The organism is Hydrogenophaga sp. R2, assembly GCF_049843595.1.
Lineage (GTDB): Bacteria > Pseudomonadota > Gammaproteobacteria > Burkholderiales > Burkholderiaceae_C > Hydrogenophaga.
On the sequence record NZ_JBBHZN010000004.1, the window covers coordinates 17,311 to 34,809 of the forward strand.

17 protein-coding genes are annotated in these 17,499 nt (G+C 63.4%); 8 read left to right on the plus strand and 9 right to left on the minus strand.

Going from position 1 to position 17,499, the window contains the following annotated elements; all coding sequences use genetic code 11:
- Positions 1–7: 7 nt before the first annotated feature.
- Positions 8–2,338 carry a heavy metal translocating P-type ATPase gene (locus WD026_RS13500; protein WP_425724187.1) on the plus strand — a complete coding sequence of 777 codons (2,331 nt, stop codon included), beginning with the start codon at positions 8–10 and terminating at the stop codon, positions 2,336–2,338.
- A gap of 218 nt (positions 2,339–2,556) precedes the next feature.
- On the opposite strand, the gene WD026_RS13505 is transcribed toward WD026_RS13500, so the two are convergent.
- The 4 genes from WD026_RS13505 to merT form a co-directional block, all read right to left on the minus strand.
- Positions 2,557–2,841, minus strand: a complete 285-nt coding sequence (locus tag WD026_RS13505; protein ID WP_425724188.1) for a CopK family periplasmic copper-binding protein — start codon at positions 2,839–2,841, stop codon at positions 2,557–2,559.
- A 128-nt stretch (positions 2,842–2,969) separates the two neighbouring features.
- A complete protein-coding gene (locus tag WD026_RS13510) occupies positions 2,970–3,194 on the minus strand; it encodes a GDCCVxC domain-containing (seleno)protein (protein WP_425724189.1) in 225 nt (74 codons plus the stop codon).
- Complete coding sequence (merP, locus tag WD026_RS13515; RefSeq protein ID WP_425724190.1) at positions 3,191–3,487, minus strand: mercury resistance system periplasmic binding protein MerP; 297 nt, start codon at positions 3,485–3,487, stop codon at positions 3,191–3,193. Before merP ends, WD026_RS13510 begins: the two co-directional genes overlap by 4 nt.
- Positions 3,487–3,876 (minus strand): mercuric ion transporter MerT, encoded by a 390-nt coding sequence (gene merT, locus WD026_RS13520; RefSeq protein WP_425724191.1) that lies wholly within the window; start codon positions 3,874–3,876, stop codon positions 3,487–3,489. Before merT ends, merP begins: the two co-directional genes overlap by 1 nt.
- A gap of 42 nt (positions 3,877–3,918) precedes the next feature.
- On the opposite strand from merT, the gene merR reads away from it, so the two are divergent.
- On the plus strand, positions 3,919–4,353 hold the full coding sequence (merR, locus tag WD026_RS13525) for an Hg(II)-responsive transcriptional regulator (protein ID WP_425724192.1): 435 nt from the start codon (positions 3,919–3,921) through the stop codon (positions 4,351–4,353).
- Between the two features lie 54 nt (positions 4,354–4,407).
- Here merR and WD026_RS13530 read toward each other — a convergent pair whose 3' ends face one another.
- Genes WD026_RS13530 through WD026_RS13550 form a run of 5 tightly spaced genes read right to left on the minus strand, consistent with a single transcriptional unit; the run spans position 4,408 to position 8,536 of the window.
- Positions 4,408–4,980 carry a DUF305 domain-containing protein gene (locus tag WD026_RS13530; protein WP_425724193.1) on the minus strand — a complete coding sequence of 191 codons (573 nt, stop codon included), beginning with the start codon at positions 4,978–4,980 and terminating at the stop codon, positions 4,408–4,410.
- Between the two features lie 50 nt (positions 4,981–5,030).
- On the minus strand, positions 5,031–5,393 hold the full coding sequence (locus WD026_RS13535) for a copper-binding protein (protein WP_086122171.1): 363 nt from the start codon (positions 5,391–5,393) through the stop codon (positions 5,031–5,033).
- Positions 5,394–5,432: 39 nt separating this feature from the next.
- Complete coding sequence (locus tag WD026_RS13540) at positions 5,433–5,924, minus strand: cupredoxin domain-containing protein (protein ID WP_086122172.1); 492 nt, start codon at positions 5,922–5,924, stop codon at positions 5,433–5,435.
- Between the two features lie 56 nt (positions 5,925–5,980).
- A complete protein-coding gene (locus tag WD026_RS13545) occupies positions 5,981–7,369 on the minus strand; it encodes a multicopper oxidase family protein (protein WP_086122173.1) in 1,389 nt (462 codons plus the stop codon).
- Positions 7,370–7,399: 30 nt separating this feature from the next.
- Entirely contained in the window at positions 7,400–8,536 is a 1,137-nt protein-coding gene (locus WD026_RS13550) for a hypothetical protein (RefSeq protein ID WP_425724194.1), read from the minus strand.
- A gap of 114 nt (positions 8,537–8,650) precedes the next feature.
- Here WD026_RS13550 and WD026_RS13555 point away from each other — a divergent pair, with 114 nt between their 5' ends.
- The 6 genes from WD026_RS13555 (at position 8,651) to WD026_RS13580 (ending at position 17,322) form a co-directional block, all read left to right on the plus strand.
- Positions 8,651–9,334, plus strand: coding sequence for a heavy metal response regulator transcription factor (locus tag WD026_RS13555; RefSeq protein ID WP_086122175.1), 684 nt, complete (start codon positions 8,651–8,653; stop codon positions 9,332–9,334).
- On the plus strand, positions 9,334–10,779 hold the full coding sequence (locus WD026_RS13560) for a heavy metal sensor histidine kinase (protein WP_425724195.1): 1,446 nt from the start codon (positions 9,334–9,336) through the stop codon (positions 10,777–10,779). Before WD026_RS13555 ends, WD026_RS13560 begins: the two co-directional genes overlap by 1 nt.
- A 65-nt stretch (positions 10,780–10,844) precedes the next feature.
- Positions 10,845–11,207: a hypothetical protein gene (locus WD026_RS13565; RefSeq protein ID WP_086122177.1), complete on the plus strand. Its 363-nt coding sequence runs from the start codon at positions 10,845–10,847 to the stop codon at positions 11,205–11,207.
- A gap of 183 nt (positions 11,208–11,390) precedes the next feature.
- Positions 11,391–12,575: a TolC family protein gene (locus tag WD026_RS13570; protein ID WP_425724196.1), complete on the plus strand. Its 1,185-nt coding sequence runs from the start codon at positions 11,391–11,393 to the stop codon at positions 12,573–12,575.
- Positions 12,572–14,206, plus strand: coding sequence for an efflux RND transporter periplasmic adaptor subunit (locus tag WD026_RS13575; RefSeq protein ID WP_086122179.1), 1,635 nt, complete (start codon positions 12,572–12,574; stop codon positions 14,204–14,206). Before WD026_RS13570 ends, WD026_RS13575 begins: the two co-directional genes overlap by 4 nt.
- Positions 14,203–17,322 carry an efflux RND transporter permease subunit gene (locus WD026_RS13580; protein ID WP_425724197.1) on the plus strand — a complete coding sequence of 1,040 codons (3,120 nt, stop codon included), beginning with the start codon at positions 14,203–14,205 and terminating at the stop codon, positions 17,320–17,322. The genes WD026_RS13575 and WD026_RS13580 overlap by 4 nt, the downstream gene beginning before the upstream one ends.
- Positions 17,323–17,499: the final 177 nt, after the last annotated feature.

The following is a 17,499-nucleotide window of genomic DNA, read 5'->3' on the forward strand; positions in this document are numbered from 1 at the left end:
GATCAACATGAATGCACACCAACATCACGGCAGCAGTGCGCTGTCCGAATCGGCCCCACCAACGGGCCTGAAGGATCCCGTGTGTGGCATGACCGTCACGGCGCAGTCTGGTCACATGCTGACCCACGAGGACCGCACCTTCTATTTTTGCAGTGCCAAGTGCCAAGGCAAGTTCGCTGCGAACCCGCTTCAATACCTCGCGCCCAAGCCACCCGCAGAGACCTCTTCAGCGGTGGCCGGTGCAATCTACACCTGTCCGATGCACCCTGAAATTCGCCAGGGCCATCCGGGGAACTGTCCCAAGTGCGGCATGACGCTCGAGCCCTTGCTGCCGGAGCTTGAGGACGATGACAACCCCGAGTTGGGCGATTTCCAGCGCCGCTTCTGGTGGACGCTGCCGCTGACCTTGTTAGTCACTGTCTTGGCCATGTTTGGTCATCGGCTGCAGTGGCTTGAATCCACGACCCAGACCTGGATCGAACTGGTGCTGTCGATTCCCATTGTTATGTGGGCGGGCTGGCCATTCTTTTCGCGCGGCTGGCAGTCTGTGGTCAACCGCAGTCCCAACATGTGGACCTTGATCGGTCTGGGCACCGGGGCGGCTTTTGTGTACAGCGTGGTGGCCACGGTCACGCCCCAGGTGTTCCCGGACTCGTTCATTTCCATGGGCCGTGTCGCGGTGTACTTCGAGGCCGCTGCCGTGATCATCTCGCTCACGCTGCTCGGGCAGGTGCTTGAACTCAAGGCCCGGTCACAGACCTCGGCGGCCATCAAGTCGTTGCTGCGTCTGGCGCCAAAAACCGCCCGGCGCATCCGGGAGGACGGCACCGAAGAGGACGTGCCACTGACCCATGTTCATGTTGGCGACTTGCTGCGCGTGCGCCCAGGAGAAAAGGTGCCGGTGGACGGCGAGGTCACGGAAGGCGGCAGCGCGATCGATGAATCCATGCTCACGGGCGAACCGATGCCCGTCACCAAACGCGTGGGCGACAAGGTGATTGGCGCCACGCTGAACACCAGTGGCGCGCTGGTGATGCGATCTGAGCGTGTCGGCGCGTCCACCATGCTGTCGCAGATCGTGCAGATGGTGGCCCAGGCACAGCGTTCCAAAGCGCCGATGCAACGCATGGCCGACGTGGTGGCGGGCTACTTTGTCCTCGCTGTTGTGGGCATTGCCTTGTTGACCCTCTTCGGCTGGGGTCTGTTCGGTCCCGAGCCGAGTTGGGTGTTTGGCCTGATCAACGCGGTGGCCGTGCTGATCATTGCCTGTCCCTGCGCGCTGGGCCTGGCCACGCCCATGTCCATCATGGTCGCCACGGGTCGGGGCGCCACACACGGTGTGCTGTTCCGAGACGCAGCAGCCATCGAGAACATGCGCAAGATCGACACCCTCATCATCGACAAGACCGGAACGCTCACTGAAGGCCGTCCGACGTTTGAGCGCGCCGTTCCTGCGCCTGGCTTTGATGCCGATGAGGTGCTGCGCCTGGCCGCCAGCCTGGACCAGGGCAGTGAACACCCACTGGCTGAGACCATCGTGCGCGCCGCCCGCGAGCGCGGCATGTCGTTGGATAAACCCGAGAACTTTGAATCCAGCTCGGGCATTGGCGTGCGTGGGCAGGTGGGCGGACGTGAGCTGGCTCTGGGAAACACCACGCTGATGGCGCAGATCGGGGTCTCGGTGGCCGCCTTGATACCGCAAGCCGAAGCATTGCGCTCGGAGGGCGCCAGCGTGATGCATCTGGCCGTTGATGGACAGCTGATGGGCCTGTTGGCGGTGTCCGATCCGGTCAAGGTCAGCACGCCGGAAGCGCTGGCGACGCTCAAGGCATCCGGTCTGCGCATCGTGATGGCGACCGGAGACGGACTGACCACGGCCAGAGCCGTTGCAGCACGCTTGGGCATCGACGAGGTGCACGGTGAGGTCAAGCCGGCCGACAAACTGCTTCTGGTGGAAAAACTGCAAAAGGAAGGCCGCGTGGTGGCCATGGCGGGTGACGGTATCAACGATGCCCCAGCACTGGCCAAGGCCGATGTGGGTGTGGCCATGGGTACCGGGACCGACGTGGCGATGAACAGTGCGCAAATCACGCTGATCAAGGGCGACCTGCGAGGGATTGCGGTTGCGCGCGCGTTGTCCGAAGCGACTGTGGACAACATGAAGCAGAACCTGGTGTTCGCCTTTTTGTACAACGCGCTGGGCATCCCTATTGCGGCCGGTGTGCTGTATCCACTGACGGGCTGGCTGCTGTCGCCGTTGATTGCCGCGCTGGCCATGAGCTTGAGCTCGGTGTCGGTGATTGGCAATGCGCTGCGTTTGCGGCGTGGCAAGCCATGAAGCGTTGGTTCTTCGTATGGCGCCCAGTTTCATTTGACCGGTTTTTGCTGCGGTCAAAGGCCTCAGCGATTGCGTGGCGTTTTTCTCAGACGAAGGGGGTGCTGTGCAATTTGTGTTCAGCTCGCTGACTCACAAAACAGCCCTCGCGCCTATCACGGCGGAGGGCTGTGTAGTCAGAGACCTTTCGATCGTCTCCGACTATAGAAACTGGCGGAAGGTCAGTTACCGTGTCCCTTGTTCAGCAGGACGTACAAACGGGCGACTTCGTTGCCCATTGTCGTGATGCTTTTACCGTCAGCGGTTTGAACGACTTCACCCTTGCCGAGGTGGCTCACGTTTCCGAACTTGCTTTCCTTCGCCATCAGGCCATCTTTGAAGATGTAGAGCGTCTCACCGTTCTGCAGTGCGATGACCTCCTTGGCCTCGGACCTTGCGGCGTCCATTGCGAAGGCCGGTGCCAGTGCGGCCAGGGAGAGGGCGAGAATGCTGAGCTTGCGAATCATGGAGGGTCTCCTTCAAGAACAAATCACACTGTTCGGCTGAATCAATGTGGTACGAGGTACAGGTTCAATGTAGCGAGGCACCCATGACCGGCAGCTTGCGAATGCATGACATTTCGGTCAGCGAAAAGTCAGGCAGGCTTGCCGCAGCCTGGCGATTTTCCTTGCTGAATCGGTGGACAAGGAACCGTTCCGTAGGAGCAAAAAACGCAGCAGTCACCCGACTCTGGTCGGATGACCGCGTGGCATTCTTCACACTCATAAAACCACTGACAAGCATCGGTGGGCATCGTCTCGGATTTGGCGTACCCGCATTGCGGACAGGTCAACACCGACGTCAGGAGCACCTCGGTCAAGGCCTGACTCCCGTGATAGTGGACGGAAAGCCGGCGTCCTTCGTTGCTCGGGTCAGGGCGTCCAATGAAGTCTGGGTGTCGTCGTACACAACCGTGGTCTCCCTTCTATCCAAGTTGGACTTCACTTCGACCACGCCGGCGAGTTTCGTCAGCGCCTTCTTGACCGTGATCGGGCAAGTAGCGCAGGACATGCCAGGGACGGAGAGGGTGGCAGTTTGCTGCGCAGCCCATGCAAACGGGCTCAGGACAAATCCGGCAGCAATCAGAATGCGTTTCACAGTCAGACCTTTCATCAATAGAACCAGTGTGCGATCAGCGGGAATGCCATCGCGGTGGCTAGAAGCAACACCACGACACCGAACAGCAGTTTGTAGATGCGGTTGATGCGGGGGATCGCGCACACCTGACCTGCTTCGCAGGCAGCCGCTGGCCTCCAGATGCTTCTTGCCGCAAAGAACAGCGCCGCCAGCGATACACCCATGAACAGCGGTTGATAGGGCTCCAAGGCCGTGAGATGGCTGATCCAGGCGCCCGAGATGCCCACCAGGATCAACACCAGTGGGCCCAGGCAGCAGGCCGATGCAATGAGGGCTGCCAGACCACCGGCAAGCAGGGCTGTGCCTCCGTGCTCGGTAGCGGGACTGAAGGCGGGTGAGTTCTGGGTGGTGGTGTGCGTTGACATGAGATAACCTTAGCTCCGTACCCAAGTACGGAGTCAAGCGATATGAGCGATATCCACACACCTTCCGAGTCCAACATGACGATAGGCGAATTGGCCAAGGCAGCCGACGTCAATGTGGAGACCGTCCGCTTCTACCAACGAAAGGGATTGATGCCTGAGCCGCTCCGCCCATCTGGCGGGATTCGACGCTACGCAGAAGCTGCCCGTTCTCGCCTTCATTTCATCAAGTCGGCGCAGCGCCTCGGATTCAGCTTGGACGAGATAGCCGAGCTGCTGCAACTCGACGATGGCGCCAGTTGTGTCCAAGCCCGAATCAAAGCTCAGACCAAGCTCGCGGATGTGAAGGGCAGGCTTGAGGACCTGCGCCGGATGGAAGCAATGCTTGAGGGATTGATTAGCCAGTGTGGCGCATCCAGGGGCACGGTGCGATGCCCGCTGATTGCAGCCTTGAAGAATGACGCTTCGTTGAGTGCCTGAGCCGGCGCCTATGCGTATGTCAGCAGCACCGCCGCTGTGCCCTTGCCATACAGATCACTTCTGCTTGGCAAGCCACTTGTCGAACTGAGCGATCTCTTTCTTTTGCGCCACGATAATCTGTTTTGCCATGGCCTTCATCTCGGGTGACTTGCCGGTCTTGAGCTGCATCTCGGCCATGTTCAATGCTTGCTGGTGATGAATCTTCATCATCATTGCGAAGTCCTTGTCGGTGTTACCCGACATCGTCATCTTCTGCATTTCGTCCATGCCCATCATCATGGAACCTTTCATGTCGTGTGCACCTGTGGCGCCTTTGTGCATATCGGCCATAGGCATCGTCGCCGGGCCTGCGGCTGGGGTGGACTGGGCATTCGCCGACAGCGACATGAGCACAGTCAGCGAGATGGCGCACAGCGCCTTAAAAGGGACAGTGGCAAACCTTTTGGGGGTAAATTGATGGTTCATGTGATTTCCTAGAAAGTACCTAGAGGCAGGTTCACCATCATCGACAACGATGCTTGGATTGCCTGTGCGCCAACCTACGCCTGCCCATGGGTTGCGAGACTGTGTCGGATCGGATTCGCAGAGCAGGAAAGGCGTCACCCATGCAAAAAAAGGATCGGTCATGACAACCGATCCCTTCACCCCAACCGACCCAGAGGGTCAGCAAAGTCAAATCACTTCATCGCTTTGATGTCGGTGACGACCATCTTGCCGGCGTCCTGAATGACGATGAACTGGATCTTCTCGCCCACCTGGACTTTGTCCAGCATGGCTTTGTCCTTGACGTTGAACACCATGGACATCGGAGGCATGTCCATGTGTTTGATCTCGCCATGCTTGATCGTGACTTTGCCGTTCTCTTTGTCGATCTTGCGAATTTCGCCGTCGGTCATGCCGGGTGTGGCTGTCATGGTCATCTTGCTGTGATCCATTCCCATTTTGCTGTGGTCTGCACCCGCTTGTGCCATCAAAGGCAAGGACAGGGAGAGTGCGGCAGCGGTGAGAAGTCGCGCGACAGTTTTCGTGTGTTTGTTCATGATGTTGATCCTGGGTTGAGATGTTCTGAGCAGTGATGTTTACTTGGCAACGACCTTGATCTTGCCGACCATACCGGCTTCGTAATGGCCCGGCAGCAGGCAGGCGAAGTCGAACTCACCGACCTTGTTGAAGTTCCAGACGATCTCGCCCTTTTTGCCAGCACCGACGTGTGCCATGTACGGCTCGTCGTGTTCCATACCAGGGAACTTCTTCATCGCTGCAGCGTGCTCATCGAGTTCTTTCTTGGTGCCCAGCACGAACTCGTGCATCACCTTGCCGTTGTTGACGTGCACGAACCGGATCGTCTCGCCTTGCTTGACCTCAACGAGATCGGGCGTGAAGCGCATGTTGTCGGTCATGCGGATTTCCACGGTGCGTTTGACGGCGTTCGAGTGGCCGCCGATGCCCCATTCTTTTTGCTCCATCTTCATAGGCGTGGCTCCTTTGGCGTGCTCCTTTTCGCCATGAGCAAATGAAGCAGTTGAGGCCGCCAGCATGGCGGACACGATCAAGGTTTTGGTGATGTGCATGTGAAGTTTCCTTGTTGACTGTGGTCTGGTTGAGTAGGATCGGCGTGAATGTCTGATCAGTGCTTCATGGCTGAGCCGGTGGGTTTGACTGCACTGGCGGCGGCGGGCGTCGTGTCTGCGCTGGCCTTGGGCCTCACGGCGGGCAACGGTGCGCCGGTCCATTCGTGCGCAACGGTGCCTTCGGGGAATTTGTAGGGGCCCGGGTCCTTGTAGTCGCCCGGCTTCTGGTCCTTGCGCACCTTGAACACCGTGAACATGCCACCCATCTCCAGTGGGCCGAACTGGCCCGTCCCTGTCATCATGGGTGCCGTGTTGTCGGGGATCGGCATCTGCATCTCGCCCATGTCGGCCATGCCGCGCTCGCCCATCAGCATGTAGTCGGGCACCACTTTCTGGATCTTGTTGACCAGGCCGCGGTGGTCCACGCCGATCATGGTGGGCACATCGTGCCCCATGGCGTTCATGGTGTGGTGGCTCTTGTGGCAGTGCATGGCCCAGTCGCCTTCCTCATCGGCGATCAGTTCGATCTGGCGCATCTGTCCCACGGCCACGTCGGTGGTCACCTCATACCAACGCGTGCTTGGGGGCGTTGGGCCGCCGTCGGTTCCGGTCACCAGAAACTCGTGCCCGTGCAGGTGAATCGGGTGGTTGGTCATGGTGAGGTTGCCCACGCGGATCCGCACCCGGTCGTTCAGACGCACGTTGAGTGTGTCGATGGCGGGGAAAACTCGGCTGTTCCAACACCAGATGTTGAAGTCGGTCATGGTCGCGATCTTGGGGGTCTTGCTGCCGGGCTCCACATCGAAGGCATTGAGCAAGAAGCAGAAGTCACGGTCCACCTCGCTGATGTGGGGATGCTTGCCCTTGGGATGGGTGACCCACATGCCCATCATGCCCATAGCCATCTGAACCATTTCGTCCGCGTGGGGGTGGTACATGAAGGTACCCGGGCGGCGCGCTTCAAATTCGTACACGAAGGTCTTGCCCACTGGGATCGCGGGCTGGTTGAGACCGCCCACACCGTCCATGCCGCTGGGCAGGCGCTGGCCGTGCCAGTGGATGGTGGTGTGCTCCGGCAGCTTGTTGGTGACGAAGATCCGCACACGGTCGCCTTCGACCACCTCGATGGTCGGCCCCGGGCTCTGGCCGTTGTAGCCCCACATGTTGACCTTGAAACCTGGGGAGACCTCGCGCACAACCGGCTCGGCCACCAAGTGGAACTCCTTGACGCCGTTGTTCATCCTCCAGGGCAGGGTCCAGCCGTTGAGTGTGACCACTGGGTTGTAGGGCCTGCCGGTAGTGGGCACCAAGGGAGGTGCTGTGTCCACAGACGTTTGGTAGACAGGCTCAGGCAGGGCGGCCATGGCAGAGCGCGCAACGGCCAGCCCAGCCACCGAAGCGGCAGCACCCGCAAAAAACTGACGGCGTGAATTGAGGAGACTCATGTTGGTTTTCTTTCTGTGCGTTCGATGTGATCAGTGACCCGCGGCGGCAGCGGGCTCACCGCCGCCCCCACCCAGGGAGACAAAACTGTCGGGAGCCCCGCCTTGCAGGACCCACTGCAGATCGGTCTCAGCGATCCAGAAGTCGCGCTGCGCTTCGATGGCACTGGCCACGGCTTGTGACTGGCTGGAAACCTCACCCAGCAAGTCCCAGACGCTCTTGAGCATGCCGTTGTAGTGAAGGACGGTTTCTTCGGTGATGAACTCTCGAACCTTCAGCACTTCTTCGCGCGCACTTACGGCCTGTGCGTAGCTGGCCAGGTAGGCCTGGCGCGCCAGGCGGACATTGGCGCCGTTACGCATGCCCTCAGCGCGCGCCAGTTGTGCCGCAATGGCCGCAGCGCGCCTATCCAGCACCTGTGGCGACATGGCCTGAGCGGGCAAGTCGGGCAAGCGATCCGGCAAGGCCACAGCGGTGTGCACACCGGTGAGGCCCAACGTTTTGATGAGCGAAGCTTCGGCCTGCGTGGCGGCGTTCTGTGCACGGCGCACGTTCATCTTGGCGGATGACTGAGCCAGTTGAACTTGGGCCTGCTGGAGCTTGCTCCAATTGCCCACACTCACCATGCGGCGACCCAGCTCGTTGCCGGCTTCAGCCGCATCCAGGGCATCACGGTGCTGCTTGAGCACCTGGCGGGCGGCAACAGCCTGAAACCACGACTTGCGAGCTTGCGCGGCGACTTCCATCAACTCGTCTAGATCGTCCACCTTGCGCTGCAGAATGGGATCCAGCTCGGCCCACTGTCCTTTGGCGATCAGATCCACGTTAGCCGCGCCGATCCGGTTCATGGGCTTCACCAGTTCAAGGTGTGCCCGCCAGGCCTGGCGAACAGCGTCTTCCGCCGTCATCAAGCTCAGACTGGGGGTGGCCTGCTCCTGAACGGACGCAGCGGGCGAGTTCTCTTTTTCCCACTTGAGAATGTCGGCGTGGCCGCGCTTGTACTGACCCACGGCGTCGTTGGCTTCGCGCCAGTTCTTCTCGGCGGGCGCCGGTGCGATCTGGGCAGACACCACCAAGGGGAGTGCCAGCACGCCCAATGCGAGGGTCCGCAGTGCTGTGGATGGATAACGTTGATGAATCACTGATTTGCTCCTGTTCAACTGTTTCAAGCTGAGGGCAGTGTGCAAAGGGCAACCCGTCATGAACCTGTCGGTTTCATTACAAAGTTGTCAGGTTCGGTTGCAGGAGGGCGCTGGCAGTGAAAATCTCGTCCAGGAGTGAATGTGAAAATCTTGATTGTTGAAGACGAGCGCAAGACGGGTGAGTACCTGTGCATGGGCCTGCGCGAGGCGGGCTACGCGGTTGAGTTGCTCAACAACGGCGTGGACGGGTTGCACCAGGCGCTGGAGGGCGACCACGACCTGGTCATCCTGGATGTGATGCTGCCCGGCCTGGACGGGTGGCAGGTGCTCAGAGGTCTGCGTGCCCAGGGCCGGGAGATGCCGGTGCTGTTCCTGACCGCCAAGGACCATGTGGACGATCGCGTCAAAGGTCTGGAACTCGGTGCGGACGACTACCTGGTCAAACCGTTTTCGTTTTCAGAGCTGCTGGCAAGAGTGCGCACCATCCTGCGCCGAGGGCGCTCAGGGATGGAGCCAACCACGCTACAGGTTGCGGATCTGGAGCTGGACCTACTGCGCCGGCGGGTTACCCGAGCTGGTAAGCGCATTGACCTGACCGCCAAGGAGTTTGGCTTGCTGGAATTGCTGATGCGCCGCAAGGGAGAGGTGTTGCCACGGTCGCTGATCGCCTCTCAGGTGTGGGACGTGAATTTCGACAGTGACACCAACGTGATCGAAGTAGCCATGCGTCGGCTGCGCGCCAAGGTGGATGACGGGTTTGAATGCCGCCTGCTACAGACAGTGCGAGGCATGGGCTACGTGCTGGAAGTGCCGGAGAAATCCTGATGATCCGGCGCTTGACACTCACAGCACGACTCACTTTTTTGTACACCTTGGTGTCGACCTTGGTGCTGCTGGGCCTAGGCATCCTGGTGGTATGGTCCACCCATCTGCACTTCATTGACCTTGATCGCGACTACCTGCTGGACAAAGTGCAGCTCATCCAGAAGATCGTCGATGAAACGCCAGAGCCGGCCGAACTGTCCGCCAAGCTGGATGAATCCCTCAACAGCCATCAAGGCCTGTTCATCTCACTCACGCGCGGTGACGATCTGCTGTTTGGCACCGGCGGCATCGCGTTTCCAACAGAACTGGCCGCGCGAAGCGCCCCAGATCAGCCTATGGATTGGGCTGATGGTGAGAGACAACTGCGAGGCATGAGCACTGAGCTGTTGGAAGCCCAAATTCCTTCTGTAACTACAGGTCCGGGGCAGCGCTTGCGGCTCACTCTCGCGCTGGACACGCATCACCATACCCATTTCATGCAGACACTGCGCCAGCAGTTGATCCTGTACGTGGCGCTGGCCTCGTTGCTCAGTGGGCTTTTGGGGTGGTGGGCGGCCCGCAGCGGTCTGGCCCCGCTGCGGGCCATGAAGGAGCGAGCGCTCAAGGTCACGGCCCACAAGCTCGACGAGCGAATGCCAATTGACGCCGTGCCGGTGGAGATGGCGGAGCTGGCCACCAGCCTCAACACCATGCTGGAGCGGCTGCAGCAGGATTTTGCGAAGCTCATGGAGTTCTCGAGCGACATCGCCCACGAACTGCGCACCCCCATCAGCAACCTGCTGACACAGACCCAGGTGTCGCTGTCGCAGCACCGTGATCCAGAAACCTACCGCGACATCCTTGCCTCCAACGCCGAGGAGTTCCAGCGCCTGGCGCGCATGGTGTCCGACATGCTGTTTCTCGCGAAGACGGATCACGGCATCCAGCTCCCGAATCGCGAAGATGTCACGCTGGAAGACGAGGTGAAGAGTCTTGTGGATTTTTACGATGCGGTCGCCGAAGACAAGGAGCTTCGTCTTCAGGTGGTGGGGGCGGGCAGCGTGGTGGGTGATCGCCTGATGATCCGGCGGGCCATCAGCAATTTGCTGTCCAACGCACTGCGGCACGCGCACCCGGACACCGATATTGAACTAACCATAGTCCCTGAGTTGGATGGCATCAACCTGTGTGTCACCAACACGGGCGACACAATTGAAGCTGCCGATCTGCCGCGTCTGTTTGACCGGTTCTATCGAGTGGACAAGGCACGCGCGCACCCGTCGTCCGATGGCGCGGGCTTGGGTCTGGCCATCACCAAAGCCATCATGCTGGCTCATGGCGGCAGCGCCTGTGTCACATCGGCAGCAGGAACAACGCGGTTTTGCTTGCATTTTCCGGGCCCTCAAATACCCCGGTCCCTTCGCGCCACCAGCAACCCGCCCCATACGATCGCGAGCGCAGCGTAGTGGGCGACCAGGAACCAAGACCTGCCCAGCAAGCGCGGTCGGCCAGCGCGCCCTAGAATCCGCCCATGCGTCGCCTGCTTGTTCTTGTCCTGTGTTTGCTGCTGCCCCTACAGGGTATCGCGGCGTGGCAGGTGCCTGCGTCACCATGCCCCATGCAGGACATGATGGCCACGGCGGAAGCAGCCGGCGAGACGGCAGACACCTCGGCCGAGGCCATGGACGATTGCTGCAACGACCTGGCCACCTTCGAGCGCACAGGCCAGCCTTGCAAGAGCGTGCAGAGTTGCGCCGCACCCGCCGCCGGCATGCCGGCTTTCCTATCCCTCGTGGCCCTGACGCCGGACACTCAGGACCCTCAAGCGCCCACTTGGCGCAGCCTGCCTCCGGGCTCGACCTCGCGTCTCTGGCGCCCACCCACTTCCGTCTGATTCCCTGCACAGCGCAGCCCACCCGCCGGTGGTGCTGCCGTCGCGCGCTGTTAGGGCTACTGCACCCGAGCGCGCCTGCTCCGGAGCTCAGACATGGAATACCTTTCGCTTTTTCTTGCTCGCGCCATGCTGGCCCTGGTTGGCCTGCTCGCGTTGATCACACCCGCCGCTGCAGATGAACCCTTGAGCCTGAGCGCTGCGATAAACGCAGCCCTGGCTCGTTCGCGCAGCCTCGAAGCCTCTGCCGCCGCCGCGCAAGGTGCGCGCGAGATGGCGGTGGCGGCAGCGCAGCGCCCCGACCCGGTGCTGCGCCTCTCGCTCGATAACCTGCCAGTGGACGGGCCAGAGCGCTTCAGCGTCACTCGTGACTTCATGACCATGCGCTCGGTCTCAATAACGCAGACATTACCGAATTCGTCAAAGCGCCAGGCGCGCAGGGAGCGCTTCGAGCGCGAGGCCGATGCGGCCTTGAGCGAGCGGGACCGGCGTATCGCCCTGCTGCGGGTCGAGGTGGCCCAGGCATGGCTGGAGCGGCACATGCAGGAGCAGCGCATCGGCTTGCTGCAAGCCCAGGTGGCTGAGGCACGCCTGCTGGTCCAGACCACCGAGTCGGCGGTCCGGGGTGGTAAGGCCACCCTCAACGATGCAGTGGGCGCACGCGAGCTGCTCGCGCAGCTGGAGCAAAGTGTGATCGGCGCGACCGCCGACCGGGCCGAGGCACGTCTGTGGCTGGCCCGCCTCATCGGGGGCGCGTCCGACCAGCCGCTGGCCGACCCGCCGCCGCTGCGGCAGCGTCCCGCAGCACTGAGCGAGCCGACGCTGGCCGAGCGCCTGCCCGACATTGCGGCGCTGCAGTCCAGGGAGCGGGCTGCCCGTGCAGAGGCCGAGTTGGCCCGCCAGGAACTCGATCCCGACTGGAGCGTGGAATTCATGTTCAGCCAGCGCGGCCGACAGTTCTCGAACATGGCTTCGGTGGCGGTGTCGGTGCCCCTGCAATGGGACAGGCCGCAACGCCAGGAGCGCGAGCTGGCCGCGCGTCTGTCGAGGGTGGACGAACTGCAGGCCGAACGCGAGGAGCAGACCCGCGAGCGTCTGCTGCAGGTGCAGCGGTGGCAGGAGCAATGGCGGTCCGGTCTGGATCGGCTGGACTTTCTGGATACCCGGCGAGTGCCCCTGTCCGCGCAGCGGGTCGATGCCGCGCTGGCCGCGTACCGGGGCGGGCGCGAGGGCCTGGGCCCGGTGCTTCAGGCACGCCGGGCGGTGCTGGATCTGGCGCTGGAACGCCTGCTGCTCGAGCGGCAGACCGCTGGCGCCTGGGCCCAGCTCGAATACCTCCTGACCGACAACCACACCGGGGTGAAGCCATGAGACATCAGCGTGCAACTACTGTGCTGGCCGGGCTGGCTGTGCTGGCTGTCCTGGCTGCAGTCGGCGGCGCCGGCTGGTGGCTGGGGATCCAGCAGGGCAAGGCCGGCACCCTGCTGGTGGCCGGAGCCTCGGCGCCTGCCCAGGCAGCGGCCGGTGCAGGGCCGGCGGACATCGACCCTTCGCAATGGACCATCCCCCAGGGGGAGGAAGCCACCCGCCGGCACATTCGCGACGGGCTCAAAGCGGGTGACCAGGACCCGGTGACCGGCCGACGCATCCTGAACTACCACGACCCCATGGTGCCGGGCAAAAACTTCGACGCACCGGCGAAATCGCCGTTCATGGACATGATGCTGGTGCCGCGTTATGCCGGCACCGACGCGGCCGACGCCAGCAGCATCACGGTGAGCCCGCGCATCCAGCAGAACCTGGGGTTGCGAACCGCCCCGGTGGTGGAAGGGACCCTGGCGTCCGAGGTGACGGCGGTTGGCAACGTGGCCTGGAACGAGCGCGAGCGGGTGGAGGTGTCCTCGCGGGCGATGGGCTTCGTCGAGAAGCTCCATGTGAAGGCCACCTTCGACCGGGTGGCCGCCGGCGCGCCCCTGGCCGACCTGTATGTGCCCGAGTGGGTGGCCGCGCAGGAGGAATACCTGGCGCTGGCCCGGCTTGCGGGTGAGGGCGTCGACCCCCTGAAGGACGCCGCGCGCCAGCGCATGCGCCAGGCCGGCATGACCCCGGCCCACATCCAGCGGGTGGCGAGTTCAGGTGTGGTGCAGCCGCGTCTGACTCTGACCGCACCGTTGGCGGGCATCGTGAGCGAGCTGATGGTCCGCGAGGGCGCCACCGTCGCCCCGGGCATGGCGCTCATGCGACTGCAGGGCACCCGCACGGTGTGGGCCGAAGGGGCGGTGCCGGAAAGCCAGGCCGCGCTGATCGGGCCGGGCACGCGCGTGCGCACCACCAGCCCGGGCGCGCCTGGGGAAAGCTTCGAAGGTCGGGTGCAGACCCTGTTGCCCGAGGTCGATGCGGTCACCCGCACGGTGCGCGCGCGTGTCGAACTGGCCAACCCGCAAGGACGGCTGGTGCCCGGCATGCAGGTCAGTATGCGGCTGGAACCCCGCGCCGGCCCGGCCACGCTGCTGGTACCCAGCGACGCCATCATCCGGACCGGGCGGCGCAGCGTCGTGATGCTGGCCGAGGATGGCGGTCGGTTTCGGCCGGTGGAGGTGGTGGCCGGCAACGAGGCGAATGGCCAGACCGAGGTGAAGGCGGGTCTGGAAGCGGGCCAGCGGGTGGTTCTGTCGGGACAGTTCCTGATCGACTCCGAGGCCAGCCTGCGGGGTCTGGAAGCACGCCTGAACCAGGAGCCGCCGGCCGGGGCCGCCCAGCCGCGCTACACCACCGATGCAGTGATCGATGCGCTCGCCGGCGACACGGTCACGCTGACGCATCCCCCGATCCCGGCGCTCAGGTGGCCCGAGATGCAGATGGACTTCCGGTTGCCGCCGAAAGAGCGCCAGCCCCGGCGGATGGAGGTGGGGGACCGGTTGCAGATCGAGTTCGAGATGCAGGACGGTGACGTGCCGCAGATCACCGGCCTGAAGGTGATGCCGCCGGAGAAGACCCGATGATCGCCGGCCTGATCCGCTGGAGCATTGCCAACCGCTTTCTGGTGTTGCTGGCCACCGCGCTGCTGAGCGCCTGGGGCGTGGTGGCCCTGCAGCGCACGCCGCTGGATGCCCTGCCCGATCTCTCCGACACGCAGGTCATCATCCGCACCACCTGGCCCGGGCAGGCACCTCAGATCGTGGAGAACCAGGTTACCTACCCGCTGACCACCACCATGCTCTCGGTGCCGGGCGCGCGCGCGGTGCGTGGCTTCTCGATGTTCGGCGACAGCTTCGTGTACGTGCTGTTTGAAGACGAGGTGGACCCGTACTGGGCACGCTCGCGCGTGCTCGAGTACCTCAACCAGGTGCAGGCGCGGCTGCCCCGCGGGGCGTCTTCCTCCATCGGGCCCGACGCGACTGGCGTGGGCTGGATCTACCAGTACGCCCTGATCGACCGCACCGGCGGGCAGGACGTGGCACAGCTGCGCGCCCTGCAGGACTGGTTCATTCGTTTCGAGCTCAAGACCGTTGCCGATGTGGCCGAGGTCGCCAGCGTGGGCGGCATGGTCAAGCAGTACCAGATCGTGCTCGACCCCGACAAGATGGCCGCCTACCGCGTGACGCAGGCCATGGTGGCCGAGGCGGTGGCGCGCGGCAATCAGGAGGCCGGGGGCTCGGTGCTGGAGCTGGGCGAGGCCGAGTACGCGGTGCGTGCCAGCGGTTACTTGAAGACGCTCGACGACTTCCGCGCCATCCCGCTCATCACCAGCGCCAGCGGTGTGTCGGTGCGCCTGGGCGACGTGGCGCGGGTGCAGACCGGGCCCGAGATGCGGCGCGGCATCGGTGAGCTCAACGGCGAGGGCGAAGCCGTGGGGGGTGTCGTGGTCATGCGCTCGGGCAAGAACGCGCTGCAAACCATCGAAGCGGTGAAGACACGGCTGGCCGAGCTGCAGCGCAGCCTGCCCGCCGGTGTGGAGATCGTGCCGGTGTACGACCGCTCGGGCCTGATCGAACGCGCGGTGAAGAACCTCGGTGAAAAGTTGCTGGAGGAATTCATCGTGGTGGCGCTGGTGTGCTTGGCCTTCCTGTTCCACCTGCGCAGCGCACTGGTGGCCAGCATCTCGCTGCCGCTGGGTGTGCTGATGGCGTTCATCGTGATGCAGCAGCAGGGCATCAACGCCAACGTGATGTCGCTAGGCGGCATTGCGATAGCCATCGGCGCCATGGTGGACGCGGCCATCGTGATGATCGAAAACGCCCACAAGCACCTGGAACGCTGGGCGCACCACCACCCCGGCGAAACGCTGCAGGGCGAGCCGCGCTGGCGCGTGATCGGTGACGCCGCCGCCGAGGTCGGACCCGCGCTGTTCTTCTCGCTGCTCATCATCACGCTGAGCTTCATCCCGGTGTTCACGCTGGAGGCGCAAGAAGGCCGGCTGTTCGCACCGCTGGCCTTCACCAAGACCTATGCCATGGCGGCCTCCGCCGGTCTGGCTGTGACGCTGATTCCGGTGCTCATGGGATACCTGATTCGCGGGCGCATCCCGGCCGAGACCGCCAACCCGTTGAACCGCGCGCTGATCGCGCTCTACCGCCCGGTGCTCGAAGCGGTGCTGAAGGCGCCGAAGCTCACGCTGGTGGTGGCGGCGCTGGTGCTGCTGGCCAGTCTGTGGCCACTGCGCCAGCTGGGTAGCGAATTCATGCCGCCGCTGGACGAAGGCGATCTGCTCTACATGCCCACCGCGCTGCCTGGCCTCTCGGCGGCGAAGGCGGCCGAGCTGCTGCAGCAGACCGACCGCCTCATCAAGACCATCCCCGAGGTGCAGAGCGTGTACGGCAAGGCCGGGCGCGCCGAGACCGCCACCGACCCGGCGCCGCTGGAGATGTTCGAGACCACGATCCAGTTCAAACCCAGAGGCGAATGGCGCGCCGGCCTCACGCCCGAAGCCCTCATCGAAGAGCTCGACCGCACCGTGCGCGTGCCGGGTCTTTCCAACATCTGGGTGCCGCCGATCCGCAACCGCATCGACATGCTGGCCACCGGCATCAAGAGCCCGGTGGGCGTGAAGGTGGCCGGACCCGACCTGGCCACCATCGACCGCCTCACCGGCGAGATCGAGCGCGCGGTGAAGAACGTGCCCGGTGTGAGCAGCGCGCTGGCCGAGCGGCTGACTGGCGGACGCTACATCGACGTGGACATCCGCCGCAGTGACGCCGCGCGCTACGGCCTGAACATCGCCGACGTGCAGGACATCGTGGCCGGCAGCGTGGGCGGCATGAACATCGGTGAGACGGTGGAGGGCCTGCAGCGTTTCCCGATCAACCTGCGCTACCCGCGCGAGCTGCGAGACTCGTTGCCCGAGCTGCGCGCACTGCCCATCGTGGCGCCCACCGGGCAACGCCTGGTGCTGTCCGACGTGGCCGACCTGCGCATTACCGAAGGCCCGCCCATGCTGCGCAGCGAAAACGCGCGCCTGACCGGCTTTGTGTACGTGGACATCCGCGGGCGCGATCTGCGCGGCGCGGTGCTCGACATGCAGCGCGCGGTAGCCGAGCAGGTGGCGCTGCCCGCGGGGTACTCCGTGTCGTGGTCGGGGCAGTTCGAATTCCTGGAGCGCGCCACCGCCAAGCTCAAGCTGGTGGTGCCGGTCACGTTGCTCATCATCTTCGTGCTGCTGTACCTGATCTTCCGCCGCTTCGACGAAGCCCTGCTGATCATGGCCACGCTGCCGTTCGCGCTGGTGGGTGGGGTGTGGTTCCTGTGGCTGCTCGGGCACAACCTGTCGGTGGCCAGCGTGGTGGGTTTCATTGCGCTGGCGGGTGTGGCGGCCGAGTTCGGCGTGATCATGCTGATCTACCTCAAGCAGGCGTGGCAGGAACGGCTGGACGCCGGGCGCACGGACGAGCTGTCGTTGCTGGAGGCGATCCGGGAGGGCGCAGTGCTGCGGGTGCGGCCCAAGGCCATGACGGTGGCCACCATCGTGGCTGGCTTGCTGCCGCTGTTCTGGGGCATGGGCACCGGCAGCGAGGTGATGCAGCGCATTGCAGCGCCCATGATCGGCGGGATGATCAGCGCGCCTTTGCTGTCGCTGCTGGTGGTGCCTGTGGTCTACCGGTTGATGCGGAGGCCGCGCTGAGTCAGGTGAGTGGCGAGCGAACGCTGATGACGGCCTTACAACACGTCCCACTGAGTCGAGCGGGTATTTTTCCGTTCGTTACCCACAGGGACTGTGCTCTAACCTGTGGATAACCAAGTGGACAACGCCCGCAGGCCACGGCCAGCATGATATGCGGGCTGCTGCTCAAAAGTTGGG

Coding starts and splice junctions, on each gene's coding strand:
- WD026_RS13500 (WP_425724187.1), top strand. CDS start 8: ATGAATGCACACCAACATCACGGCAGCAGTGCGCTGTCCGAATCGGCC.
- WD026_RS13505 (WP_425724188.1), bottom strand. CDS start 2,841: ATGATTCGCAAGCTCAGCATTCTCGCCCTCTCCCTGGCCGCACTGGCA.
- merP (WP_425724190.1), bottom strand. CDS start 3,487: ATGAAAGGTCTGACTGTGAAACGCATTCTGATTGCTGCCGGATTTGTC.
- merT (WP_425724191.1), bottom strand. CDS start 3,876: ATGTCAACGCACACCACCACCCAGAACTCACCCGCCTTCAGTCCCGCT.
- merR (WP_425724192.1), top strand. CDS start 3,919: ATGAGCGATATCCACACACCTTCCGAGTCCAACATGACGATAGGCGAA.
- WD026_RS13530 (WP_425724193.1), bottom strand. CDS start 4,980: ATGACCGATCCTTTTTTTGCATGGGTGACGCCTTTCCTGCTCTGCGAA.
- WD026_RS13535 (WP_086122171.1), bottom strand. CDS start 5,393: ATGAACAAACACACGAAAACTGTCGCGCGACTTCTCACCGCTGCCGCA.
- WD026_RS13540 (WP_086122172.1), bottom strand. CDS start 5,924: ATGCACATCACCAAAACCTTGATCGTGTCCGCCATGCTGGCGGCCTCA.
- WD026_RS13545 (WP_086122173.1), bottom strand. CDS start 7,369: ATGAGTCTCCTCAATTCACGCCGTCAGTTTTTTGCGGGTGCTGCCGCT.
- WD026_RS13560 (WP_425724195.1), top strand. CDS start 9,334: ATGATCCGGCGCTTGACACTCACAGCACGACTCACTTTTTTGTACACC.
- WD026_RS13565 (WP_086122177.1), top strand. CDS start 10,845: ATGCGTCGCCTGCTTGTTCTTGTCCTGTGTTTGCTGCTGCCCCTACAG.
- WD026_RS13575 (WP_086122179.1), top strand. CDS start 12,572: ATGAGACATCAGCGTGCAACTACTGTGCTGGCCGGGCTGGCTGTGCTG.
- WD026_RS13580 (WP_425724197.1), top strand. CDS start 14,203: ATGATCGCCGGCCTGATCCGCTGGAGCATTGCCAACCGCTTTCTGGTG.